Origin of the sequence: Haliscomenobacter sp., from assembly GCF_033763495.1 — a bacterium.
In the GTDB taxonomy this organism is placed as follows: Bacteria; Bacteroidota; Bacteroidia; order Chitinophagales; family Saprospiraceae; genus Haliscomenobacter.
This window is the reverse complement of record NZ_JANRKL010000219.1, coordinates 1-25436: the sequence shown is the minus strand read 5'-3', so window position 1 is coordinate 25436 and position 25436 is coordinate 1. Positions and strand designations below refer to the sequence as shown.

Below are 25436 nucleotides of genomic sequence, written 5' to 3'. Positions count from 1 at the left end.
TCCAGGGTTTCCAAGCTCCGGGTTTCTTTCATCCGGCACTTCAACTTCGCTCAGTGACCGTATGAAAGAAACCCGGAGCTTGGAAACCCTGGAACCCTACAAACTCCAAACCATGAATCTGCCATCCGAAGCCATCGTCTTCACCATAAATTCCGCCATTCGCCTGGGGCGAAACATCCAGAAGGCTTATGCCAATAGCATTCGTGCCAAAAGTCTGGTTTTGCCCTTGCCTAAATTTGATGGCGCCCTGAATATCCTTTCTGCCGATCGGTTTTTTCAGGCCGAAGGCGAGGACAACGGTGCTCAATTTTTAAAGGAACTGGACCACCTCAATATCCTGCATCAAAAAAGCCTGACTCAAGGCCTGCTCGACACCGAAAAGGAAGAATACCTGGATTATTACAAGACCTTTTTCCGTATGGTGCGTAACGGCAACGATGAATCCAAAATCCTGGATGGAGGCATCAATACTGCCGATGTAGTGGCCTTGTTGAAAATCCGTCAATGGGAAAAAGGCAAGTCGCCCCAACCCAGCGCTTTACAATTGGTGGCAGGTAGCCTGGTCGAAATTGGCATCGATTATTTCAACAATGTGCCCGGTGCACTCAATTTGGAGTCGGCCTACGGGCGGGCTTTGAAGCAATTTTTGGACGGTTTTGACGACATCAACTTTGCCGAAAGTGAGGATTTGAAAAAAACACTGGCCAAGGATATTTTGCCCAAACTTTTCATCGGTGCAGCCGAAAGCCTGAGCGAATTGAGCAGCACTGTAGCCAACGATGAGCAATTTCAATTGTTCATCAAAGCCACAGCCAATGGAATGGCCAAAGACTTGATCGCTCGCACCGCGAACAGCGACCCTGACGATTATCAGGCTACCGTCCGCTGGGGACAACTCCTGTTGGGTAGTTTGATCAAAAACGCGGGACACTACGTGTTTTCGGCACCATCCACGGTGTTGGGCACCCCCGAGGCCAGTTCAGCATTGATTCAACAAACGGGTTTGACCTTGTTGAACATCATTTTGGACAAAGATTCCGACAACATCAATTTGCGTCGGGTACTCACCGTAGAGGCACTGGATCAAATTGTACGCGCCTCACTCAGCGTACTGGCCGAATACCCTGAACTCCTGAGCCATCAACGCGGAGTGCAGGAGATTGTAAGCGGCGTAAGTTCTGCAGTAGCGCGTTCGGGCATCCAACGCCCTGACTTATTGCCCGAAATCCTGCGTCTTGTACTGGAACACACGGCAGGGAATTTGTACCTGGTTTGGGAAATTGAAGAAGACGAGGCCCAACACTTGTTGGTCAACGCCGTACAACATATCCTTGGTGTATTGGCTCAGCCCTCGAACAATGGTGCCTGGCGGCCCCGTTTGTCCAAAACCCAGATGATCAATCTGGTGTCCGACTTACTCGACGATGTGGTGCAACACCCTACCCTGGTCACCGAAAAAGTACGCCAAAATTCCTTGCTGGCCGAGGTGTTGGCCATCACCTTCCAGGCCCTGGACAAGGTACCCAAGGAGCAACGCCTGCGTTGGGAGGTTGTCGAAATGCTGCTGCAACTCAACATCCGTGCGGTACTGAAGAGCAAGTCTGTGATGGAAACCATCAACTGGGGCTCGGATGAACAGACGACCACCATTCTAAATAAAATCCTCGACCTCATTTTTGCCTCCGTTTTTGATGGCAAAACCACCCTGGGGGTTGAACGGGTCAAGTTGTTGCAAGAGATTTTTGAATACGTCATGGACGTGGTGGTTGCGGAGTATCCCAATCGCCTGGGGTTGGTGGTGGTCAAAATCCTGGTTTCCCCGGAAACGGGCATTGATTTCAGTGAAGGTTTCAACCGCCCCCTGGCCGACGACATTGTTGAGGCCGCGTTGATCCTGTTCACCCAACACCCTGATTTGATCGTAGATGATGTGGCGCTTGAACGCATCATCGGTGGAGTAGCCGAGGCCGTGAGCAAAGCGGGTATCCATCAACCAGGGCTGCTTTCCGAAATTGTCCGTTTGGTTTTGATCAAAACCGCGGACAACATCGAGCTCCTGGTGGAAACCAACCCCGATAATCTGGAATACCTGCTGGTGATCGCTCTGCGGGAAATCCTGCAATCTTTTGGCGCAGAACCCCCCCACGGGCGTTGGAAACCGCGCTTTACCCCAGAACAACTGATCGACCTGACCGAATTTTTGCTGGATGAGGTGGTCCAAAACCCTGCCTGGATTACCGACAAAGTGCACCAAAACAGCCTTTTGCGTGAGGTGCTGGACCTCTCCATGCGCGCCATGCAGAAAGTGCCACCGGGGCAGCGACTCAATGCGCAAACTTTTGAATATGTGTTGGATATAGTTTTGCGCGGGGTGTCGCGTAGCCGGAAGTTGCTGGAGAAAATCCACCTCAGCGACGACCAAACCGAAGGGGCCATCCTGGAAAAAGTGCTGGACCTTGTGCTGAACTGCGTTTTCCCACCTTCCGAAGGTGCAGCAGTGGACAAACCTCAGCTACTCATCGACCTGTTGGAATTTGTGTTTGACGTGATTTTGGCCGAAAACCCCGACGCAAAAGGACTCGCCTTGCTGGAATTGATCCTGTCCAATGCTGCCGGAATCGATTTTTCCAAAGGATTTGATCGGGATCAGGTTGAAGAACTGCTGGAGGCCGCTCAATATGCCATTGGCCAACACCCGGAATTGGTGACAGGCAAACCCAGTTTGGCCGATATCATTGCTGATTGCTCTGCTGCCATTCAACTGTTGAGCATGGATCACCCCAATATTGGTGCAAAAATCCTGAGTACACTCCTGGAAAACAGTGCCGATAATCTGGAAGTAGTGTTGGACACCCGCAACCCTAGCCCCAAACACCTGCTGGTAGAGGGGTTGCAACAAATTGTGCTCGCCATTTCGGCCGAACGTAGCAATGGGCGTTGGTCCAGATTGATTTCTGAAGAGCAAATGTTGGAATTGATCGAATTTGTGCAAGAACAGTCGATTGCCATTCCGGATTTTTTGAAAGACGATTTTGTGTTTCGGGTGCTCGATTCCATTTTGGGGGCCATGGATCAAAAATCCCCACAATGGCGGCCACCTTTTGCAGTTCTGCAAATTTTGATGGAAAACCTGCTCATTGTGGCCAATGAACACCGCGAGTTGTTGCGCAAAACCAATTTGCCAGAGCGCAGCGAACAGACCCTGGTGTTGACCTACCTGGTTGAAAAAGTGTTGGAGTTGCTTTTCCGACAGGATAAAAATACCCATCGCATCATCACCCAACTGCCCACCCTGGATGTGGTGATTGACTTTTTCCTGACTACCCTCGAAGAATGGGACATCAATGAGCAAGCAGTGGACAAGGCGGCTGGGAAGTTGCAATACCACTTGGATCGGTACACCGTTGGAGACATTTCACTGGAAGATTTATTGGACGAATTGAGTCCTGATGAAGACTTCTAATCAACTGCAATACCAGGAGTTCTTGCCTTCATCCGCAATGGCTCAATATTTGGCTGGGCACTGGAAATTTGTGGTGCCCGTCAATTGGGATGGCCCTTTGGAGCACATCGCTCCTCCCGACGGTTGTGTGTCTCTGTTTATTTGTAAAAATGCCCGCCATCATTTTCAGTTAATGGGTTTATTGGGGCCTCAGCTGAACATGTTGGAGACCACTTTTATGCCTGGCTCCGTTTATTGGGGCATTCGTTTTTTTCCTGGTGCATTTCCTTGTTTTTTTGACCACGAAATCGAGCTATTACCCAAACAGGGCGAGATCCTGCCGCGGAATGAATGGTTTGAACCTTTTCTTGAGCACCTAAGTCCCGATTTTGAAGACGCTGAGCTTTTTGAGCAAAACTTATTAAAGGCCAAACGTAAGGAACCCGATCTGGAGGTAGCCAAAGTAGTTCGTGAAATCGTCAAAACGGAAGGCCAGTGTAAAGTAGCTGATTTGGTACAACAGGCTTTCGTAAGTGAGCGGCAATTGCAAAAACGTTTTCGGAAAGCGGTAGGACTCAGCATGAAAGAACTGGCACGGGTATTTCGCCTGCGGGCGGCCCTGGCGCAACTGGTTATGCAGGAACAAGGTGTTTTAGACATCAGTTTTGACAAAGGATTTTACGACCAATCCCATTTTTTACACGAATTTCAACGTTTTGCCCGCCAGAAACCCGATCAGGTCAAACGTTACCTTCGCAGCATCCAACACCACGATGTACATTGGTAAATATTAAGTAGCTGTTTGAAAAATGACGGATTTTTACAAGCGATCATCCTGGATTATCCCTGAACTTGCAGGCAAATTCAACACTTGTTTAAATCCAAATCACCATGCGTAATGTCCTTCTGTTTTTGTTGTTCATCATTGCATCCACCTTTCAATTTCATGCACAAATGCCGCCTAGCAAAACCAAAGAAGTCGCTGCAAAAATGGCCCTTTTGCCCCTTCAGGCTGGAGAATGGACGGGCATCGGTATTCAACAGTTTGGGCCAAATCGATATGAAGTAGATCAGTACGAAAAAATTACCCCGATGCTGGATGGCTCAGTCTTGCTAATTGAAGGAATTGGGAAAGATAAGGGTGTAGAGCGCCATCATGCACTTGCAACCCTGAGTTATGATCCGGTTACTCAAAAGTATTTGCTCCGCAGTTTTAAAGATGGCTACATGGTAGACGCGGAAACCGAGCTAAGAGCAGATGGCAGCTTCGTTTGGTCCATGCAAAACCCAAGGGGAACCACCCGCTACATCGTTCGAATGGTGGATGGCACCTGGATAGAAACGGGTGAAATCACCATGGATGGCGGAAAAACCTGGACTGCCTTTTTGGAGATGAAATTGCAGAAAAAGCAGTAGAATGCTATATTTACTCCCCGAAAGTTTTGAACTTTCGGGGAGTTCCAGGCAAAGCCCCAGAGATTCTTATGGCTTCCAGGCTTCCGCCACCTGTTTTTGCACGCCCAATCCATCAATGCCCAATTCAACCACATCGCCTGCTTTGAGGTAACGTGGTGGCTTGAAGCCCAAACCTACTCCGAACGGCGTTCCGGTAGAAATCACATCACCAGGCAACAAGGTCATAAACTGACTCAGGTAGTGAATCAAAAAAGGGATTTTGAAAACCAGGTCGTCGGTATTCGAATCCTGCAACATTTCGCCATTGACCGATAGCCAGAGCCTCAAGTTATGGGGATCCCCCAATTCATCGGGTGTGGCTAAGTATGGCCCCAATGGCGCAAAAGTATCTGCACTTTTTCCCTTGACCCACTGGCCCGAGCGTTCCAATTGGAATTCCCGCTCCGAGTAGTCATTGTGCAGTACATAACCCGCTACATGCTCCATGGCATCGGCTTCTTCCACATAGCTGGCCTTTTTGCCAATCACCACCGCCAATTCCACTTCCCAGTCGGTTTTTTGGGAATTTTTTGGGATAATCAGGTTGTCATAAGGCCCACAAATGGCGGAGGTGGCTTTGAAAAATACCACGGGTTCGGTAGGTACAGCCATACCGGATTCAGCAGCGTGTTTGGCGTAGTTCAAGCCGATACAAATGAGTTTGGAAGGGCGACCTATGCAGGGACCGAGGCGTTCGTTGTCAGGAACACTGGGGCAATTGGATGCATTGGCAGTTACCCAGGCAGCGAGTTCGGCAATTTTGCCACTGGCAAAAAAGCGCTCGTCAAAGTCTGCGGTGAACGCGGATACGTCGATGCGACGACCATCAGGTAGTTGAACACCTGGTTTTTCGGATTCAGGGGCGCCGAAGCGGATTAACTTCATGTTTTTTGTTATAGGCCACCATCCCACGAATAAATTCGTGGGGTGGTGCGGTTTATCATAGCCTCCCACGAATGAATTCGTGGGGTGGCTGCTTTCGTTTGACGACAAAAAGGGGGTGTGGCCCTTAGTTGTTCAGGCGGGTGAAGCCACCATCGAGTGGGTAATCACAGCCGGTGATGAAACCTGCTTCTTCGGAGCAGAGGTACAGTGCCAGATACGCCACCTCGCTTGGTTTGGCCATCCGCCCAATGGGTTGGGTTTTGGCCAGTTTATCGAACATTTCAGCTTCCTGTCCGGGATAATTTTTGCTCAAAAAACCATCCACAAAAGGGGTGTGTACCCGGGCAGGAGAAATACAATTGCAACGGATATTGTGCTTGAGGTAATCTTTGGCGGTAGCCAGGGTCATACTGAGTACCGCACCTTTGGTGGTAGAATAAGCCAAACGGTCGGGGATTCCGATGGTGGCAGCAACCGAAGCCATGTTTAAAATCACCCCTCCACCCTTAGCTTTCATCAGGGGAATGGCGGCATGCAAGCAGTTGTAAACCCCCTTTACGTTGATGTTCATCACGCGGTCAAAATCGGCTTCGCTGGTATTTTCTACATTGCCAATATGCGCTATACCCGCATTGTTGACCAGAATATCCAGTGCGCCAATTTCTTGAAAAATCGCTTTGACCTGCGTTTGATTGCTGACGTCGCAGGCATAAGCTCGGGCCTTACCTCCTTGATCGAGAATGCTTTGCACTGCTGCTTCTGCGGTTGCTTCATTCAAATCCAGAATGTACACTTCTGCGCCCTGCTGGGCAAATACCTGGGCAATCGCCAGCCCGATCCCGCTTCCGGCTCCAGTGATGGCCGCCTTTTTGTTGTGTAGGGAAAAAAGCATTGCTTTGAGTTGAAAAGTTGAAATGTTTAAAGTTGAAATGTTGTCGGCAACCCTAGATGTAGGGATTGCTCCAGAGGGAATGAAAAGCCAAACTCTTCAACTTTTCAACCCTAAACTTTTCAACTAATTTAAAATCCTTCCTCCTCCATCCGCCCCGTCAATTGTCGCACAATCTTGAACTGGTTTAAAAACTCCTTCGCGATCACCCGGATGATGGTGTAGGCAGGAATCGCCAGAACGATGCCCAAAATGCCGCCCACCTGGGCGCCGATCAAGATCATGATGAAAATTTCCAGTGGGTGTGCCAGCACACTTTTGGAGAAGATATAGGGTTGAATAAAATTACTGTCGAGAATTTGTACGACTTGGAAGACCACAAATACTTTGATGAGCATTGGCCCAAGTACGTGGTAAAAGTCTACCCCCAGGTTGGAAGAAATCGTGATAAAAACCCCAAAGGCTGCACCAATGATGGGACCTATATAAGGAATGACGTTCATCAAAGCGCCAAACAAGGCAATGAGCAAAGCGTTTTTGATGCCCAGCATAAACAATCCCAGCCAGAGCAAAAACCAAAAAATGAGCAACTGAATGATCAAACCACTAAAATAGCGGGTAAGCAGGGCAATGGTATCCTTGATGGTTTCGCGGGTGGGCAACTCATATTTTTCGGGCACCAGGGCCAGGATGAAATTGACGAACAATTTGCGCTCTTGTAAAAAGAAAAAGGTGATGAACACCACCGAGGCCACATTGACAATGATGCTGCCGATTGCTCCAATCACTGAAGCAACAAAGCTGCCCAGTTTGCTGGGATCAAACCAACCTGCCAAACCTTTTTTCACCAGTTCTTCCAGGGTGTTTTCAGGCAATTTGATGCCGTACTCGCTGAGCCAAAGCCCCACATTGTGATAGGGTTCTTCTAGTGCGGTGGCAATCGACTTGTAATCCACACTGGCCAGATTACTGGCTTGTTTGAGAATGGAAGGAATGAAAATGGCGATCAAAGCGCCAAAAAACAGAAAGAAAGTGAGCAGGGTCAGGATCGACGCCGCACTCGGCCCGGGTCTTAACCTACCGATCTTGCGGGTGATGAACCACTTGTAAATGGGTTGCCCCACCAATGAAAGCACCCAGGCCGAAACAACATAGGAAATGATGGTGCTGAAATAATAAACAATCACCCCAACGACTATCGTGGTCAAGGCGATGATGATGTAACGACTCCAGGTTTGGGCGGTCATGTGCAGGAGGTTATGGTGTTGGGGTAAATTTAGGGGATTTTTGGGAAATGGAGGGTGGGGAATTTTTGGGGAGGAAAAGCTGTGTGTTTTTACTATTGCACCCTTTTTTAATTTTTCCTAATTTACCCCACGAAATCAATCACATGAGTACTGCCACCACCTTCCCACTCACCCAACTCGAACTAGCTGCCATCAGCGCAGGGGAACTGGTACGCAGCCCATTTCATTCGCAGAATATTGGGATTTATTGGAAAAGGCCGAGTATAAGATTGATTATTACGAACACGAAGCGATTGCGATGAGCTATGAAAACGAAGCTCACAGTGAAATGGTCACTGAATTTTCCCACTTGTTGAAAGGCATTTTCCCTCGAACTGATTTGCAGTACAAAGTACACAATTCCAACCGGCCCATCTACATTCAGGAATGGGACCAGGTTGTATTCAGCCCGGATGGATCGGTGGTTACACAGCCTCCAGTATACTTTGAATACCGCCCAGGAATGACAGTAGAGACTACCCCTTTTCTCGTGTTTGAGGTACTTTTCAAATCTATGCGCAAGTACGACTTGGGCGAAAAACTCCCTTGTTACAAAAAAATTCCAGGTTTACAGTACATCCTCTACATCGACCTTGAACGCCCGTGGGTGACGGTGTACGAGCGCCAAGGTGCTCATAGTTGGATGGATGTAGAGTACACAAATTTGGAAGCTGCCTTTGACATTCAAGGGCATACCTTGCGGCTGCAAGACATCTATTTGAATGTATTTTGATACCTATTTTCGCAACAAACGCACCTCCCGCTTCAGCTCCTGAATTTCCTGCTCCTGCTCGCTCAGCCGCTCTTTCAACTCCTCATTTTCCGCTCTGAGTTCTTCTATTTGTCTGCTGAGGTTGCTATTTCCCCCGAATAAGCCACCACCACCGCTATTGTCATTTGTGCCTTCGGCGCTTTCAGTGGTTTCTCCACGCTTGAACAAATTTTTGATTTTTTCGATGCCGTCTTCGCCATTGTAATAAGAAGCTCCGATATAAGCCAAAGGGGCTACAATGATCATTATCAGAAAAAACCTTGCAAATCCCGTTGTTTTAAATTTTCCAGCCATGATGATTCAATTTTTCACAAAAATAACCCTTCTCAAGTCCTTTGCACATTCCAATCTACTGACGTAGGAAAATTCTGGATAAAAACCTTCATTAACTCTAATATCTTTGCAAAAGCCAAACCACAAAGCACCAATGGAGCCATTATCCCACCGTACCCGCGCCCAGGAGTCTCGCGCCGCCGTTCAACGTTTGTACATCGCCATGCGCCACTTGTTTATCCGAGGCAGTTACAAACCGCTTGGCTTGTCAGGTGAAGCGGTCATCGAAGCCCTCAAAACCCTGCAACCCGAAATTTATGGTGCGATCAACGATCCCGAACGGGTGGAGCTCAATGGCCTCTTGTATGTATTTCAGCGCCTGCCCCGAGGCATTGAAGAATGCCGATACGTTCGCCTGATCACCCGCGAAGGCTACGAAGATTCTGGTTTTGAGCCCTTGATTCCTCCTCGCCGGAAACGCAATTGTTACCGCATCGACAGTGAGCAAATGTTTGTAGAAATGACCCGCGGGCGCAGCGACATCTACGACATTCTGACTCACCTGACCTTTATGTACATCGAGGCGGAAAAAATTCGGCGCAATAGCGAAGACCACAAAAACCGCAAGCGCCGCGAATGGGCTACGTTGGAAGCTTTGGTACAAAAGGAGATCAATGGAGAAGACATCAATGAAGAGGTAGCCTATACCTATTTAAGCGTGCTCTTGGGGCGCACTTACCAGGAAACCTTGGAAGCTGCCCGCAAATTTGCTGCCGACTCCAATGCCAATAGCCTTTTTCACGTCACCTACTGGTTGGGAAAACTAGCTAGCGAAGAACAATGGGAGAGTTTGGATCGAGAAATTAGTTTTTCGGCAGCGCTGCGCGAAAAAATTGGCCACCATGTACTGGGTGAAATTTGGGCTGCCAACATCAAAAACCTGCTCCACGAAAATGGCCTCGAAGAACGTCCCCTGCACATCATCAGTGCCAACATGCACAGCATAATGAATTGCTTGTACGCTCCAGCTGCCTTACAAGGCCTCACTTCTGCCCAAACCATCGAAGAAATGGCCCGGGAACTGAGCATTGAAAGCAATGGCGACCTGCGCAAAAAAGTGCGTAAACTGGCACTGAGTCACGGCATGTACGAATTGGAAGACAGCAGCGGTACCAATATTCCCGCCCAGGTTTTTGACCTTTGCCAAATCGATCCCAGCACCCTTTCACCCGAAATCAACTGGAACCAGGAATACATCCAGCAGGAAAAACCCATTTTGTTTGTAATGGACTACGCCTTCGGCGAGCAGGCTTTTGAAACCTTCGATGAATTGTTTAAACCTTACGAAAACGAATCGGGCCGCCGCGTTTTACCCGTCAAATCCATTGGCATCATGGGCAAAGCAGGAATCTTGGAAGGTGGCAAAGGTGACTTGATGGTACCTACTTCACACGTTTTTGAAGGTACTGCCGACAATTATCCCATCGACAACGATCTCCACAAGGCCGATTTTGAAGGCCAAGGCCTGGAGGTTTTTGAAGGGCCCATGATTACCGTGATGGGCACCAGCCTGCAAAACAAGGACATCCTGCATTATTTTCTGAAATCCTCCTGGAAAGCCATCGGCCTGGAAATGGAAGGTGCACATTACCAAAAGGCCATTCAGGCGCACGCCCGGATCCGCAACAACATTCCAACCGATGTGGTGCTGCGTTATGCCTACTACGCTTCAGATAATCCACTGGAGACGGGGAGCACACTGGCTTCGGGTAGCCTGGGACTGGATGGCGTGAAGCCCACTTATTTGATTTCAATTAAATTGCTGAATAAAATTGTAGGGGATAAATAAGCTCCTTGGGCCAGTTTGTTTTTAAACCACAATTCACCTATTTTTGTAAGAAGCGAAAAACATACCTGCTATTTCCGCTTTGGATAAAGCAGCAGGAAAAGCTGCGAAAAAGAAAAAATGACCCAACCTGAAAATCAACCCAAACACATCGTTCTAATTGGTGCAGGCATCATGAGTGCTACCCTGGGCGTATTGCTGAAAGAACTCAACCCCCACTACCGCATCAGCATTTACGAACGCCTGGATCAAATTGCCGCTGAAAGTTCTGATGCCTGGAACAATGCGGGTACAGGCCACTCCGCTTTTTGTGAACTCAACTATACCCCGGAAACCGAATCAGGAGACATCGACATCAAAAAAGCCGTCAAAATTGCCAGCTCTTTTGAAATTTCCAAAGCATTTTGGGCCTATCTCGTCAAAGCCGGATACTTCGCCAATCCCGAAGCTTTCATCAACAATATCCCGCACATCAGTTTTGTATGGGGAGAAGAAAACGTAGCTTTTTTGAAAGCCCGCTATGAAGCATTGATCACTCATCCTTTGTTTAAAGGAATGGAATACAGCGAAGATCGGGAAACCTTACATGCCTGGATGCCCCTGGTCATGGATGGCCGAGAGCCCCAGGAAAAAGTAGCGGCCACCAAGGTGGACATAGGCACCGACATCAATTTTGGCAATCTGGCCCGGGTTTTGTTTCAACACCTCTGCTCCTTGCCCCGCGTGGAAATGCACCTGATGCACGAAGTACGCGATTTGAAAAAGCAGGAAGATGGCCAGTGGAAGCTGAAAGTCAAAAATTTAATCACCAAAGAAAAAATCAAAGTCACGGCTGACTTTGTATTCATTGGTGCCGGTGGCGGCGCTTTGCCCCTCCTGGAAAAATCGGACATTGAAGAAGGACGTGGCTACGGTGGTTTTCCGGTCAGCGGCCAATGGTTGGTTTGCAACAATGAGGCCGTGATCCAGCAACACAACGTAAAAGTATACGGCAAAGCCTCGGTGGGCGCTCCCCCCATGTCCGTACCTCATTTAGATACCCGTTTGATTGATGGAAAAAAAGCGCTGTTGTTTGGCCCTTTTGCGGGTTTTTCCACCAAATTTCTCAAAAACGGTTCATATTTCGACCTACCCTTGTCCATCGAGTTGGACAACATCATTCCGATGCTCAGTGCAGGTTGGCACAACATGTCGTTGACCGGGTATTTGATCCAACAAGCCACCTTGTCGCACGAGGATAGGGTAGAGGCGCTGCGCGAGTATTTTCCTGCCGCGCAGTCAGAAGATTGGGAATTGGCCATTGCAGGCCAGCGGGTGCAAGTCATCAAAAAAGACGAAGAGGAGGGTGGTGTGCTTGAATTTGGCACTGAAATCATTCATGCTGCGGATGGCAGTATTGCCGCCTTGTTGGGTGCTTCTCCGGGTGCTTCTACCTCAGTTGGCATCATGCTGGAGTTGTTGGAAAAGTGTTTCCCCCATGAAATGCAATCCAAAACCTGGCAGAAAAAGTTGAAGCAAATGATTCCGCTTTATAAAAAGGTCTTTAAAGGCAAAGAAAAAGAGTGGCTGGATTGGCGCAGGTACAACAATGGAGTCCTGCATTTAAGCGACTAAGGTTACCAAGTATAATTGTTTTTAGCCACGAAGGCACAAAGAAACAAAGATGTGGCTGTGCGTCATGCTAAGTGCCTTGGCGTCTTTGTGGCAAAAATAAACTTCAAGGCCGAATTTCCTGCTTTTTGACCTCCACCGCTGTTTTAGGATAAAACCACTGGCTCATTTTTTTACCCCAAAAAAATGTCAATGCGCCCACCGCGAGATTGGCCACGCCAAGCAAACTTTCCAAGGGTTTGTCGATCAGCAAAAACACCAGCATCCAGATGCTGATGGCCAAAAAAATCAGCTGCAACCAGGGAAAAACCGGACTGCGATAGCCCTGCAAATGGGGGTATTTGTAGCGCAAAATAAAAACCCCAGCAATGGTCAGTGTATTGAACAACTGGAGAATAAAACCACTGTACAAGAGCAACTGCTCAAAAGTACCCGTCATGATCAAACCCAGACTGATGAGTGCCTGAAACCAGATGGCCCGTACTGGAATGCCATTTTTATTTTGACTACGAAAAAATTTCCAGTTGTCGTGGTCCTGGGCCATGGAGCTGGTGATACGGGGCCCTACCCACACCATGGCACTCAAACTGGAAGCGAGGAGCAGGGCGATGATCACGCTGAACCAGTTGCCAATGGTGGGACCAAACATCGATTCAGCAGCCAAATGTCCAACTTCCACCTTACGCATCATAATCTCCAGGGGCACCTGCCGCAAAAACGACAATTGCAGCAATACATAAAGCACGCTCACTACGGCTGCACCACCAATCAAGGCTCGGGGCAAATTTTTGACCGGATTGCGGATTTCTTCTACAATGTATGCTGCAGCATTCCAACCCGAATAGGAATAGTTGACAAAAACCAGGGCTACAGCAAAAGCAGTGGAACTCCAGGCCCAGGGCTCTGCGGGAACCAATTGCCAGGAGTCTTTTGCAGCCGGGGGCAAATACCAACCCGCTACAATCAGCAAAATGATCAGGAGCACCTTGAGAATCGTCAGGCCATTTTGAATCAAACTACTCTGGCGAATGTTGAACGAGTGCACCAACGATAAAACCATAATGGAAACAAAGGCAATCAGGGTAGGGTTCTGATGGATAAATGGGGTCATGTAAAAACCCATCGCCATGGCGGTAAGGGCAATAGAAGCTCCGAAACCAACAGTCACCGAAATCCAACCGGACAAATATCCCAAAAAGGGATGATAAAGTGTGCTGAGGTAATGGTATTCTCCTCCGGAGCGCCGCAGATGAGTACCCAATTCGGCGTAGGCAAAAGCCCCCAACAAGGCATTCAAACCGCCTACTGCCCATAAGGCTAGAATCGCGTAACGATTTTGCAGGATTTCCACCTGAAAACCCAAACTAGTGAACACACCCGTTCCCACCATATTGGCTACAACTACGGCAGCCGCACTGCCCCAGCCAATTTTTTGCGGTTTCGTCATTGTATTGATGCTCACGTTCATGGGTTTTCCAATAGTATGTTTTCTTAATGCCAGGCGGCCATCAAAACAATGGATCAGTGGCGGTCTGGTACTAAAATAACAAAACTAGTGCTTTTGGTGAGGATCAAAAGAAGAATAACATTTTCTTAAGATATGGAGGTCGTGAAGCTTACTAACCCAGGTTGGCAATTTTGATCAAAAACAAGGCATAAATAAAAACAAATAGGACGCCTTCCCGGGGAGAAATCCGTTTGTCTTGAGTAAGCAAGTAAAAAAACAGGCCACTGCCGAGCATTACAGGAAGGGAAAATGCTAAAAGATTGACAGGAACATGAATTGGTCCTACCCAGGATGCTACTGCAGGGATAATCAAGGTATTAAAAATGCAGGAACCCAAAACATTGCCAATGGCCATTTCGGCATTGCCTCGGCGGATTGCTGAAATGTTGACGGCCAACTCCGGCAGGGTGGTTCCAATCGATAACACCGTGAGGGCAATTACCGAAGGGGGGATTTGTAGTCCTTCTGCGATGGAACTGATGGATGAAACGGTATAATTGGCCCCAAAGTAAATGCCTACACCCGACCCCAGCAGCATCAAAATGGCTTTGATGGGGAAAACGGCCTTGAGCTCGGCCTCCTCAATTTCTTCACCGTCCTTGATTTTCTCCTCTGGTTTTACCAGGTAGATACTGTAAGAAATAAATGCAAAAAGCCCAATCAAAGCTTCCAGCCATTTGATCTCCCCGTCATAAACCATCATGGTAAGGAGGAAAAACGCCCCCAGCAGATAATGCAAATGCACAAAAATGTAACCATGGGAAAGCACAATATCCTTGCGGTTCAGGTAAGCGACGATGCCCGTAATGAGTAAAATATTGGAAATATTGGCCCCCATGATGTTGCCAGGCAGAATTTCTGAAACCCCCTTCGCTACTGAAATGGTACCAGAAACCAGCTCTGGCAGTGAGGTGCCAATGCCTACAATAAAAATGCCGATGATAAAAGCGGGCAATTTAAAATACAACCCAATCTCTTCGGCAGCAGTTGTGAAATAGCGGGCAGCCAACAGGAGTCCGCTCAAAGCCGCGGCAAAAATTAAAAATTGCAGAAGCATGGTCAGTCAAATTTTGCCAAATATATGTAGCTATTGCTGCTTCAAGTCAAAAATCTTATCCATCCGCAGCCATTTCTCCCCCGGCTTTGCCATGGGCAGCGCTTGCTGGTATTTCCACATCAAATTTTCCCACTCCTGGACTTTAATGATGGCAGCGTCTATGGCAGCTTTATGCGCAAAAGTGAAGGTATCAATCGCCTCCAAAATCATGAATAAACGATTGCCAATCCGATAAATCTCCATATCAGTGATTCCGGCATCGAGGATACTAGCCTTGATTTCGGGCCAGATCTTTTCGTGGTGTTTTTCGTATTCGGCGATAAGGGCTGGATCGTCTACGAGATCCAGCGCCAGGCAAAATCTTTGCATAAAATTCAGGTGTTAAAGATGAATTAGGCCGTTTGAACTTTATATCCTCTGGCTCCATACCAAGCGACCACCAACAGACAAAGCAAAGGAACGATATAAGCCAGCTTAATTGTAGATTGATCCGAAATCCAGCCCATCAGCAGCGGCGCAAAGGCACCACCCACTATGGACATCACGACCAAAGAAGAGCCCAATTCGGTATCTTCTTTCAAGTCCTGAATGGCCAATGAAAAAATGGTTGGGAACATGATCGATTCAAAAAAGGGCACCAGGATAATCGCCCAAACGGCAATCGTAGAACCTGTGACCATGGCCACACCCAACAAACCCGCCGCTGCCAGCGAATAAATAAACAACAAACGATTGGGAGCAATGTAGCGGGTGAGCAAGGTGCCTACAAAGCGGCCCAACATGAAACCCAGCATGGCCATACTCAACCAAAATGCCGCATCCTTTTCGGGAATGTTGCTGGAAAATTTGGCAAAACGAATGAAAAAACTGGTCACACAAACCTGCGCGCCCACGTAAAAAAACTGGGCAATCACTCCATTGCGCAAGTGAGCATGGCGCAAGGCGTGGAGTAAGCTGCGCTTTTCCTGCGTTCCGGTTTCTTTTACTCCCGGCTCTGGTGTACGGATAAAAATAAACAGTATCGCTACCAATAAAACGACCAGGCCAATGATTAAATAAGGTATCCGCACCGTATTGGCCTCACTTTGCATGTAGGCGTTGAGTTGTTCAACCGACATGGCGCTTTGTTCACTTTGGGAGAGCTCGATCCCACTCAAAATGAACTGCCCGCCCAGAATCGGGGCCACAAAAGCACCCAAACCATTGAAGGATTGGCTGAGGTTCAAACGGGTGGTTGCACCCTCGGGTTTTCCCAAAAGCGTGACGTAAGGATTGGCCACCGTTTCCAAAAAGGTACAACCCGAGGCGATGATGAACAAAGCACCCAAAAAGAAGATGTACATCCGGGAGTTGGCTGCCGGGATGAATAAAAAGGCACCAATCGCGTACAGCATCAAACCAATGATGATGCCACGGCGGAAACCATATTTTTTCATCACAATCCCGGCCGGAATGGCCATAATGAAATACCCCAGATAGACGGCAGAGTCAATCAATGCCGATTGCATATCGGTCAGCTGACAAGCTTTTTTAAGGTGGGGAATCAGGATGGGCTCCAGGTTGTGCACGAAGGCCCACAAAAAGAAAAGGCTGGTTACCAGCACAAAGGATAGGGTGTAAGAGGCGATTTTGTTTGTCATAGCAGATGAAATAGAGATGAAAGAGGAAAGATGAAAGAGGAGAGATGAAAGATGCTACCGCAAAGACTTTGACGAGGTCATCGTCAAAAACGCTGCGGTAGCACCTTTCATCTCTCCTCTTTCACTCTATCAAAGAAGTGCCCGGTCCAAATGCACATACCCCCCATCCACATGGATCAACTGTCCGGTGGTATGGCTGGAGCGGGACGACAAAAGGAATGCGGCCATATCGGCAATTTCTTCCTGGGTGGTCATACGTTTGCCCAGGGGAATTTTATCCTTGATTTTTTCGAGGGTGGTTTCGGGGTCATTGAGGGTTTGTAGCCAGGACTCGTACAATGGCGTCATACACTCTGCCACCACAATCGCGTTGACCCGGATGCCGTACTGGAGCAATTCCACGGCCCATTCACGGGTGAGGGCGTTGCGGCCACCATTTGAGGCGGCGTAGGCGGAGGTGTTGCCTTGTCCGGTTTCGGCAGTTTTGGAAGTAATGTTGAGGATGGAACCCTGAGAGGCTTTGAGTGCAGGCAACGCGTAATGTGCCATCAGGTAATAATGCACCAGGTTTTTGTGCAGGGAAGCCATAAATGCTTCGTAATTGCCACTCTCCAGGCCCACACCATCGTTCACTCCGGCATTGTTCACCAGGCTGTCGATGCGGCCCGTGAGGCGGAGGGTTTCGGTGACTGCTGCCTGGCAAGCAGCAGGGTTTGTCAAATCGAGGGCAATTTGGTAACCCTTGCCGCCAATGGCTTCCAGAGTAGCCAAATTGTGCTCAGCGCTGCGGCTCACAATGACGGGGATGGCTCCCTCGCGCGCAAGGGCATGTACGATGCCCGCACCAATCCCGCGCCCACCCCCAGTAACGATGATGACTTTGTCTTGCAGATGTAAGTCCATTCAGAATCTTGCTTTACGGGTAAAAATAGAATTGATTTGGGGAGAAAGCTAAGGTATTTTTGAAAAAAATTTAAAAAATGATGATAGGTGTAATCAAATTCAAAGAAAACTAGCGCCAGCTTTCAATCGTTTATATTTAGACACTCGATAAAATCAACTCATCAATCGGCCCCAAAGGACATAAGGTCGATCATTGAAAAAATTAGAAGAATAATTATATTAACATGAAAAAAGCGCGATCAACTTTAATTCTGCTTCTCTTCATTCCCTCTTTTTTAATCGCATGTGGTTGTGGCAGCCCCAGGAACAGTTTAAAGATAGATATTGACTCTTCAGGTGCGATTTTTTATGGAAAGATCATCGACATTGTAGCTGAACATAATTTTTACTTCGCGGGTGGAGTTGGATTTGGATTGAAATATTTGAACTTTGAAGTAATTAAATCCTATAGAGGGCTAAATGGAGCCCAACTCCGAGTTACCGTTTTTGATGACAACTCTTATTCAAGCTGTGAAGGCTTGTTGCGAGGTAAAAAAGTAGGGGATACAGTGCTCGTTTTTGCAGATTATATGTTCAGGGAGCATTCAGGAATGATTGGAACGTACATGTGTGGTCGCCATCCAACTTTTCAAAATCTTAGCCCGGAAGAAAGAGCCTTTTTGAGTGTTGATGGTTGGGATGATCCAAGAAGCCATCATGATGACCCTGACGGATTTTTAAAAAGAAATTACCCTGCTAAAAATCCTGCTTCTACACTTGAACCGCCTAAAAAGAACCCACAAATGGCTATTTTCATCGGTAGTATTGCCTTGAATGTGGTTTTGAGTTTGTTACTCATCGCTATAAGAAATAAAACATAAGCCCCCTCACTCCGCCACCCACACATTCCACAACTCCTTCACACTCGGCCCCAAACACCGACTCCGTTCCATCGGCGGAATTTTTGACTGACAGGTCTTCACCATGTCAAATGCAAAAGGTTCCAGCCGGCAGCGGTAATTGTCCAGGTAAATGATATTGGCCTTGGTGTTTTCGGCCAGGCAGAGGTATTCAGCAAAAGCGTCGGTATTGTCGGAGGTGGTGCTGAGGAAGGTCAGTACATTGACGGCGATGCCTTTAGCCGCCAACTCTGTGGCCCACTCACAAATGTCCATGCCACCCTCGCGGCAGGTATTGGCACCATCGCTGATCAGGAAAATACTTTTGCTGCGCTGGGGATTATCCGAAAACAACTCCGGGCAACGCAACAACATGGTCAGCAGGGGAGTAGTGCCGTCGGGAATCAGGAAGCGCAATTTGCTGCGCAAATCCACCCGATTGATGCCCCCGGAAGCAAACCACAAATCGGGTGGACTATCACAAACGCCTCCAATTGTACCAATCCCCAGTTCAATGCTGGTATCGATTTCGGGCAAAATTTTCAGACACAAATCCTTCATGGCCGTAAAACGATCCGCCCCATAACACACCACTTTTTCCATCACCATGGAGCCCGAGATGTCCACCAAAAAAACGAGCTCATCGTAGTTGTTCAGTTTCAGGTCGTTGATGATGGTTTTGTGCATGTTGAGGAAAGTGGGTCTGTACTCCTGACGTTGTGCACGAGAAGTGTCAGCCTCTGGCAAAATAAAACTGACTTTCAAAGTGTCCGCCAATTGCAGGTAATTGTGGACGGCCACAATATTTTCGGGGTCGGCCCTTACTGCTGCTTCAAAGGCGACGAAAGCTTTCTCCATGTCCCGCCGATGTACGTGGTAATGCAAGGGCTGGTAATTGCGCCGATGGGCATTGCGACCCTGATTGAGCAAAATGGCCTTGCCCAACGCGTTGTAATACACACTCAATAGGGATTTTTGCGGAATTTTTTGTTGCATCGCCACGGCATCGCGCAACAAGGGCAATGCCTCGCTGTAACGATCGGAATAACTGAAACTCATGCCCAGAAAAAAAGTCGCCATCGCCAGTTTTTGTTGGCGTTCCTGGTCATTTGGTGTCACGAGCTGCCGGGCTTTTTCAAGTACTTTTTTGGCCTCACTGGCGTTCCCAAGGCGACCCAGACACAGCCCATGCGCCAGCGCAAAGCTGAAATTTTCCGGAAAAAGATGATAAGCGCGTTCAAAATTGCCGCTGGCCTGGCGGTATTTGCCCTCGGCATATTGGAGCGAGCCCTGGTAGTGCAGGCGGTAGGCTTGTTTGTCGGGGGGGAGATCCGTTGGCTCAGTTTTTCCACTAATAAGCCTTCCTTGTGCCCCAAAACCGCCCAACAATAGCAATACCAGGGAGTAATACCATATAGTTTTCTTCATAAGTAAGTCGGTGTTGAAAAAACAAAAACCTAAATCTTAAAACTCAAATACCCCGCCAGATAATACCTCGGCTCCTGAGTCAAGCGCAACACATTGCGCAAGCCCAATGTGGGCCCCCGGCGCACCAAACCCAGTTGGATGTCGGCAAACACACTGAAATCCCAGCGCGTCAGATCACCTCGGTCCAAGGTTTTTTGCTCGCGGCTGAAACTCAACTCCTGGAACACATCGCCTTTTTGGCAATTGCCAGCTGCATCAATTTTGCAAAAAGAGGTACGTCGGCCAATGGTGTAGGAACTGGCTGTAAACTTTTCGGTTTGCACCGAAGCCACTACCCCCACTCCGATACCCATCCAGTCACTCAGGTTTTTGCGCAACTGCAAGGGCACCGCCGACAAGGTCTGAAACTCCTGGTAGCCTGGCCCATTGGCCCGCACCAGCGAATCTACCACCACATCAAGGACTCGCCCATTCAGCTGTGTGGTTGCCTGACGGGTCGATTGGTGCAAAATAAACCCATCTGCCGGGAAATCCATTCGCCCAGTGGTGGCGGGAAAAATTTCCACTTGCAGATAAGGTTTGTAAGGTTTGAACGGGGAAAGCGTCAAACCCGCGAAAGTGCTGTTCAGGCCTGGTTTGTCCAAAAAAACATTTTGCCCCAACATAGCCCCCAAAGACCAACCCGGTTTGAAGTGGGTGCGGGCATGATTGGTCACAATGGGTGGGTTTTTGTCAAAAACAATACTCGCCTGGCTGTCAAATGGGTATTTTTTCATTTTTCGTCCGGCCTCAATGCGGTATTTGACAAAACCCTTGGTAGAATCTCGATCACCTACTCCGTCTTGTTTGGTGCCAGGCAGATAAATGTTGCGAAAAGTAAAAATCAACTTATCCTCTTTAATCGTAGTATCCAAACAACTCAGGGAAGCCACCGCTGCATCGGGACAAACCGGACAAGCAGGGTACATATCCAGCACCCGGAGCCCCCTGGTTTCCATACCTTTAGGGACTCCAGTCGTGATTTGAATGGTACTGGCCGGGCCTTCGCCATTGTTTTGGAAATTCACCTTGTAGGTCAAACCCTTACCTTTGATGCTGCGGAAGCTCATTTTTTTGCGCGATACCGCAATGTTGTTGGGGTCGTGTGAAGCCAGAATTTCCATTTCCAAGGTCACTTTGGAGCTGCTGCCGTTGTCTCCCAAATACAGTGCATCCACCGTAATGATGGCATTGGTATCGGCCAGCATTGCCGGTGTAGCTTGTAAGGAAATGAACAAGTTACGTTTCTCATTGCGTTTCAAGTTGCTAAAACGCCAGGTTTTTTGTTGGCTATAGGTGTTCAGACTTTCCTGCACCAATTGGTTGGGCAGTGCCGGAAGCATCCAGTTGAACCATGCTCGGTCACCCACACTGGCCCACAGATTTTGGCTTTGGTAACGGGCAGGTGAAAAACTGATGTCGGGGCCACTGCCGTCCGTTTCGCCATAATGGGTCCGACCTTGTAAAAATGAAAAGTGCGGCTGGCGGTATTCTCTTTGGTTGAAAAACAGGTGCAACTCACCCGAGGCATTGGCCTCCTCCAGATTGGCATAGGTCAGAATGAACACCAGTTCTTCGTCAGGCCGGGGATTGCGGATGGCACGCAGTTGTAGCGTTTTTTCCTTTGGTGTAACAGGGAGTCCGGGTGCATTGCTGGCCAGGTAACTTGCTTGATCGTTGACTTCGTTGCGTTTGGGGCGGGTTTTGGGCGATTTACCTTTGTCGTATTTTCCGGTAGCCCAAAGTTGCGCTTCAAAGGCACCATTGCGGGTGTAGGTATGGCTGGGGGATTTGTCGAAACTGTATGCTCCATCACCAAACTCCCAGTAATAGTCGTAATAGGGTAGAGGTGCACCTGGAATGGCTTGTTGGCTGGGCAGAATGGGGGCAAAAAGGAAAGCTTCCCCTTGTTGCTGGATGCTGAAATCGGCACTCGGTTCAGGTGTAATGGGTTGTGCCCAAAGACAGATGGGTAGCACCAATAGTCCAAATAGCAGGCTGGTAGAAGGTTTTCTCATGGAATTAAGGTATTAACTGTTCTTGAAACAGGCACTCTTACACTTTTAGTATGTTTCCCAAAAATAAGCTTTTCCCTGCGAGCAGGAAACAATATCTGATAAGCCTCCTTCCTAAGGTGAAGCCCTAAGGTGAACTAAGGTGTCTGAGGTGGTGAAAAGAAAAAATCCCTGCGGAGCAGGGTAATAATTTCACCACCTTTGGAAGGGGAGCTAAAACAAGCTCACATAACCGAAATGTACCTTTGGCCCGGCAAAATCGATCACTGCCCCCGTTCGCGCCCCAAAAGCCAGACTGAGCCCAAACAAACCCGCCCGGGTTTCAAAAGTAATCCCCGCCCCAAAACCCAAGGCGCGGTAATCCTCCTGTACCACCGTAGTCCGATTGGCCACCCAGGCGAAATCGCCAAAGGTGTACAAAAAGGAATTGCGGCTCAGCAGCAGTCGGTATTCCGCAGAACCCACCGCGTAATGGGTCGCAAAAATGAATTCCTCATCGAAGCCTCGCAACAAGCGATTGCCTCCAATGCGGAACTGCTCATTTTGGTAGATGGCCTGGTTGGCAATCGTCCAGCCTGTGCTGGCCTTTAACTTGAGGGTTGTATTCTTGCCAATAGGCAGGTATGTTTCGGTTTCACTGAGCAAACGGTATTGAAAGCTGCGCAATTGCAGTGTATCATAGAGGAAGCCCAGGCCGAGTTCATTGATGCGGCTGTTCGGCAGGATTTTTTTGGTTCCTGCCCCTCCGCGACCCAAAATCGCCCAACCCCGCCGGGGATTGAAGCGGTAATCCAGGGCTTGTTGCTGAAACTCCAGGCCGAAGGAAGATTGACTCACATCTAGCGTGGGTGGCAACATCCGGGAATCAAGCAACAACACCTCATTCAATTGCAACAAACGGGAGCTGCGTTGATTCCAAAATACCTTGAAATAATTCCCCCCCTCAAACAAGTACTGCACGCCAAAATCCAGTTCCAGATCCAAAAATGCCGTATCACGGCGGTACAAATGCAATTTGAAATCGGTACCGATCGGCAGGTTGGCCAAAAAGGGGTAATTGAACTGCAAATCTAGCCGGGGACTGGTGGGACGCAATTGTTCAAAACGAGCGTAAATCCGCTCTCCTCGCCCGAATTGATTCTGTAATTCTCCCTCAAAACTTCCCGTGACCAGCAACCTTTTGACCTGCTGGCTATTGGGTAAGACCCCGATGATGAAATCAAAACGACTGGCTTTTTGCCTTGCCAAATCCAGCACCACCAGCGCACGTGAACCAATGAACTCTACTTCCGGGTCAGATTTTAATTGCAAAAAAGGCAATTCCTGGATGCGTTCCCGAATGCGTTCCACCCGCGATTGGTCGTAGAGTTGTTTGCGCTGAAATCCCAAATAGGATTGCAAGTAGGCAGGGGCAATATTGGCATCCCCCCGAATGAGCAAGGTATCAAAGTAGATCAAATCCCCCTTATCCAGTGCCATCTGAGCATCGAACCAGCCGGGGCGTACCTGCACACTGTCGAGTCGGATTTGGGCAAAAGGATAACCTTGATTGGTGGCTTGTCGCAGCAAATTTTTTTGAGCCTGTTCCAGTTTGGTCAGGTCAAATCCACCCTTTTTTTTCAATAAATCATTCGTGGCATTCCTCCACCAATCTATGGGTATTCCCCGAGGGCTAAGTTGCCCCCAGCGGTAAGTCGGCCCCAAATGTAGCCAGGCAATGGCGCTGGAATCCCGATAGCTGACACTGTCCACCGAGGCTTCAAGATAGGCACGTTGCTGTAGATCGGACACGAGTCGCTGAAGGCTGTTTTGTAGGGAAAGACTATCGGCATACGTGTAGTTACTCAGGTTTAAGCCAGTAGGCAATGGGGCATCACTTTGCAAGTCCAGTTTTTTTTGCGCCCATAGCATTTGGCTCACGTCGCAGAGGCAACATAAAAGCAAAACCAAACGCAATGAACCCAAAACTTTAAACATTCTTTAAGACCTTGATTTGGCGTTAATAGTTAAATTTGCATCAAATTTAAGCGATGAAGTCTTTTCAATACATCTTTTTGATGCTCAGCTTGCTGGGGGCAAGTTTTGGAGCACAGGCTCAGGAGAAAGTAAAAATTCGTTGTGAACTCAACGCTTGTCAGGGCTCTCTGGCCTTGTTTACCTTCGATGGGGTTACTTTCCAGGAAGCCCATCGGGTGATGGCTACCCCTAGTAACGGCAATGTTTACGAGTTCAGTCTAAATAAATCCGAACCTAAGTTTTATTATGTCGGCCCTTTTGCCAATAACGCCCGCCCGATTTTGTTGGGGAGTGAGACTGGAGTAGTCATCAAAGGAGATTGTGAGAACATCCGCCAGGCTTCGGTGATTGGTTCGACGATCAATATGGATTACGAGAAGGTAAAGGTTCGCATCACCAACCACAACAACCTGCATGGCATGGGCCTTCGCGAATGGGCCATGGCAAAAGATGAAGCTGCAAAAAAAACCAGTATAGCTGGCTTAAAAGCAGTTGATGATAAAAAACTTGCCTTTTTGGATTCTTTGAAAAAATCCAATCCACTTTTGGCTCGGGTAGTGGCCATCAATACATACGTATCGTACCCAAACAACTCTACGGGTTACAATGATGAGTTGGCTTATTTCGCCAATGAGTTTTTTCACTTTGTTGATTTCAAGGATGCTGGGTATAATGGCATGCCCTGGGTGTATGAAAATTTCAGCGCCTATGCTCAAACTTTGGCTGGGGTAGGTATTCCTCCCACCGAAGTCAAAAAATACCTGGACCAAACCCTGGCTAAATTCCCGGAAGGTAGTTCCGCCCAACAAATGGCCATGGCTGGGGTAATGGCTGGCTTGCAAAAAAGGAAAAGTGCAGGTTACATGGAATATGCACAGCGATTCATCAAGACTTTTGGTGAAAAATCACCCAAAGCAGCGGCAGCTGTGCAGGAAGAGTTGAATCGGGCCATGCGCTTGATGACGGGTGCGGTGGCTCCTGACTTTGCTCAAGCTACACCAGAGGGCAAAGACTTGAAATTGAGTGATTTGCGTGGAAAATACATCCTGATTGATTTTTGGGCAAGCTGGTGTGGCCCTTGCCGCCAGGAAAACCCCAATGTGGTACGGATGTACCAGCAATACAAAGACAAAGGTTTTGACATCCTCAGCGTCAGCCTCGACAGTGCTCGCGACCGCTGGTTGCAGGCCATCGAACAAGACAAGCTGGCCTGGAAACACGTCAGCGACCTCAAAGGCTGGTCGAATGCCGTAGCCCAAATGTATGAGGTACAAGGCATTCCTAAAACCTTCCTGATTGACCCACAAGGGAAGATCATCGCAACGGATTTGCGTGGCCCAAGCTTGGAGGCTAAGTTGAAGGAGTTGTTTGATCGGTAGAGCCGATTAATACCAGAATAAATAATTGAGTGACGAGTTAAGAATACATGACTTACGAGTTTTGAAGTGGGCTACCGCAGCGAATTGGACTAAGGCTGTGTCTAAGTCGCTGCGG

20 protein-coding genes are annotated in these 25436 nt (G+C 48.3%); 8 read left to right on the top strand and 12 right to left on the bottom strand.

Features of this window, described 5'->3' with window-relative positions; genetic code table 11:
• Window positions 1-112: 112 nt before the first annotated feature.
• The 3 genes from SFV55_RS26065 (at window position 113) to SFV55_RS26055 (ending at window position 4858) form a co-directional block, all read left to right on the top strand.
• Window positions 113-3463: a hypothetical protein gene (locus SFV55_RS26065; RefSeq protein ID WP_320032518.1), complete on the top strand. Its 3351-nt coding sequence runs from the start codon at window positions 113-115 to the stop codon at window positions 3461-3463.
• Window positions 3450-4229 (top strand): helix-turn-helix transcriptional regulator, encoded by a 780-nt coding sequence (locus SFV55_RS26060; RefSeq protein ID WP_320032517.1) that lies wholly within the window; start codon window positions 3450-3452, stop codon window positions 4227-4229. The genes SFV55_RS26065 and SFV55_RS26060 overlap by 14 nt, the downstream gene beginning before the upstream one ends.
• Window positions 4230-4333: 104 nt before the next feature.
• Window positions 4334-4858 (top strand): DUF1579 family protein, encoded by a 525-nt coding sequence (locus SFV55_RS26055; RefSeq protein ID WP_320032516.1) that lies wholly within the window; start codon window positions 4334-4336, stop codon window positions 4856-4858.
• Between the two features lie 66 nt (window positions 4859-4924).
• Here the strand turns inward: SFV55_RS26055 and SFV55_RS26050 are convergent, their stop codons facing one another.
• The 3 genes from SFV55_RS26050 to SFV55_RS26040 all read right to left on the bottom strand — a co-directional run bounded on the left by SFV55_RS26050 (window position 4925) and on the right by SFV55_RS26040 (window position 7918).
• Window positions 4925-5782 carry a fumarylacetoacetate hydrolase family protein gene (locus SFV55_RS26050; protein ID WP_320032515.1) on the bottom strand — a complete coding sequence of 286 codons (858 nt, stop codon included), beginning with the start codon at window positions 5780-5782 and terminating at the stop codon, window positions 4925-4927.
• 124 nt (window positions 5783-5906) lie between these two features.
• Window positions 5907-6674: an SDR family oxidoreductase gene (locus SFV55_RS26045; RefSeq protein ID WP_320032514.1), complete on the bottom strand. Its 768-nt coding sequence runs from the start codon at window positions 6672-6674 to the stop codon at window positions 5907-5909.
• Between the two features lie 128 nt (window positions 6675-6802).
• Window positions 6803-7918, bottom strand: coding sequence for an AI-2E family transporter (locus tag SFV55_RS26040; protein ID WP_320032513.1), 1116 nt, complete (start codon window positions 7916-7918; stop codon window positions 6803-6805).
• A gap of 220 nt (window positions 7919-8138) precedes the next feature.
• On the opposite strand from SFV55_RS26040, the gene SFV55_RS26035 reads away from it, so the two are divergent.
• Window positions 8139-8690 carry a Uma2 family endonuclease gene (locus tag SFV55_RS26035; RefSeq protein WP_320032519.1) on the top strand — a complete coding sequence of 184 codons (552 nt, stop codon included), beginning with the start codon at window positions 8139-8141 and terminating at the stop codon, window positions 8688-8690.
• Between the two features lie 3 nt (window positions 8691-8693).
• Here the strand turns inward: SFV55_RS26035 and SFV55_RS26030 are convergent, their stop codons facing one another.
• A complete protein-coding gene (locus SFV55_RS26030) occupies window positions 8694-9023 on the bottom strand; it encodes a hypothetical protein (protein WP_320032512.1) in 330 nt (109 codons plus the stop codon).
• A 133-nt stretch (window positions 9024-9156) separates the two neighbouring features.
• Here SFV55_RS26030 and SFV55_RS26025 point away from each other — a divergent pair, with 133 nt between their 5' ends.
• Both SFV55_RS26025 and SFV55_RS26020 read left to right on the top strand, forming a co-directional pair.
• Window positions 9157-10851, top strand: coding sequence for a DUF6909 family protein (locus SFV55_RS26025; protein WP_320032511.1), 1695 nt, complete (start codon window positions 9157-9159; stop codon window positions 10849-10851).
• A gap of 117 nt (window positions 10852-10968) precedes the next feature.
• The gene (locus tag SFV55_RS26020; protein WP_320032510.1) at window positions 10969-12462 is read left to right on the top strand and encodes a malate:quinone oxidoreductase; all 1494 of its coding nucleotides are present in this window, start codon (window positions 10969-10971) and stop codon (window positions 12460-12462) included.
• A gap of 103 nt (window positions 12463-12565) precedes the next feature.
• Here the strand turns inward: SFV55_RS26020 and SFV55_RS26015 are convergent, their stop codons facing one another.
• From SFV55_RS26015 to SFV55_RS25995, 5 genes are all read right to left on the bottom strand, one after another.
• Entirely contained in the window at window positions 12566-13927 is a 1362-nt protein-coding gene (locus SFV55_RS26015; RefSeq protein WP_320032509.1) for an APC family permease, read from the bottom strand.
• A 151-nt stretch (window positions 13928-14078) separates the two neighbouring features.
• Entirely contained in the window at window positions 14079-15023 is a 945-nt protein-coding gene (locus SFV55_RS26010; protein WP_320032508.1) for a sodium:calcium antiporter, read from the bottom strand.
• Window positions 15024-15053: 30 nt separating this feature from the next.
• Window positions 15054-15392, bottom strand: coding sequence for an L-rhamnose mutarotase (locus SFV55_RS26005; protein ID WP_320032507.1), 339 nt, complete (start codon window positions 15390-15392; stop codon window positions 15054-15056).
• A gap of 23 nt (window positions 15393-15415) precedes the next feature.
• Window positions 15416-16663 carry an L-fucose:H+ symporter permease gene (gene fucP, locus SFV55_RS26000; protein ID WP_320032506.1) on the bottom strand — a complete coding sequence of 416 codons (1248 nt, stop codon included), beginning with the start codon at window positions 16661-16663 and terminating at the stop codon, window positions 15416-15418.
• A 129-nt stretch (window positions 16664-16792) separates the two neighbouring features.
• Entirely contained in the window at window positions 16793-17566 is a 774-nt protein-coding gene (locus tag SFV55_RS25995) for an SDR family oxidoreductase (RefSeq protein WP_320032505.1), read from the bottom strand.
• A 224-nt stretch (window positions 17567-17790) separates the two neighbouring features.
• On the opposite strand from SFV55_RS25995, the gene SFV55_RS25990 reads away from it, so the two are divergent.
• Window positions 17791-18426, top strand: a complete 636-nt coding sequence (locus SFV55_RS25990) for a hypothetical protein (RefSeq protein WP_320032504.1) — start codon at window positions 17791-17793, stop codon at window positions 18424-18426.
• 6 nt (window positions 18427-18432) lie between these two features.
• Here SFV55_RS25990 and SFV55_RS25985 read toward each other — a convergent pair whose 3' ends face one another.
• The 3 genes from SFV55_RS25985 to SFV55_RS25975 all read right to left on the bottom strand — a co-directional run bounded on the left by SFV55_RS25985 (window position 18433) and on the right by SFV55_RS25975 (window position 23903).
• Entirely contained in the window at window positions 18433-19872 is a 1440-nt protein-coding gene (locus SFV55_RS25985; protein ID WP_320032503.1) for a tetratricopeptide repeat protein, read from the bottom strand.
• A 29-nt stretch (window positions 19873-19901) separates the two neighbouring features.
• Window positions 19902-21929, bottom strand: coding sequence for a PKD domain-containing protein (locus SFV55_RS25980; protein WP_320032502.1), 2028 nt, complete (start codon window positions 21927-21929; stop codon window positions 19902-19904).
• Window positions 21930-22139: 210 nt separating this feature from the next.
• Entirely contained in the window at window positions 22140-23903 is a 1764-nt protein-coding gene (locus SFV55_RS25975; protein ID WP_320032501.1) for a ShlB/FhaC/HecB family hemolysin secretion/activation protein, read from the bottom strand.
• A 53-nt stretch (window positions 23904-23956) separates the two neighbouring features.
• Here SFV55_RS25975 and SFV55_RS25970 point away from each other — a divergent pair, with 53 nt between their 5' ends.
• Window positions 23957-25321 (top strand): TlpA family protein disulfide reductase, encoded by a 1365-nt coding sequence (locus SFV55_RS25970; RefSeq protein ID WP_320032500.1) that lies wholly within the window; start codon window positions 23957-23959, stop codon window positions 25319-25321.
• Window positions 25322-25436: the final 115 nt, after the last annotated feature.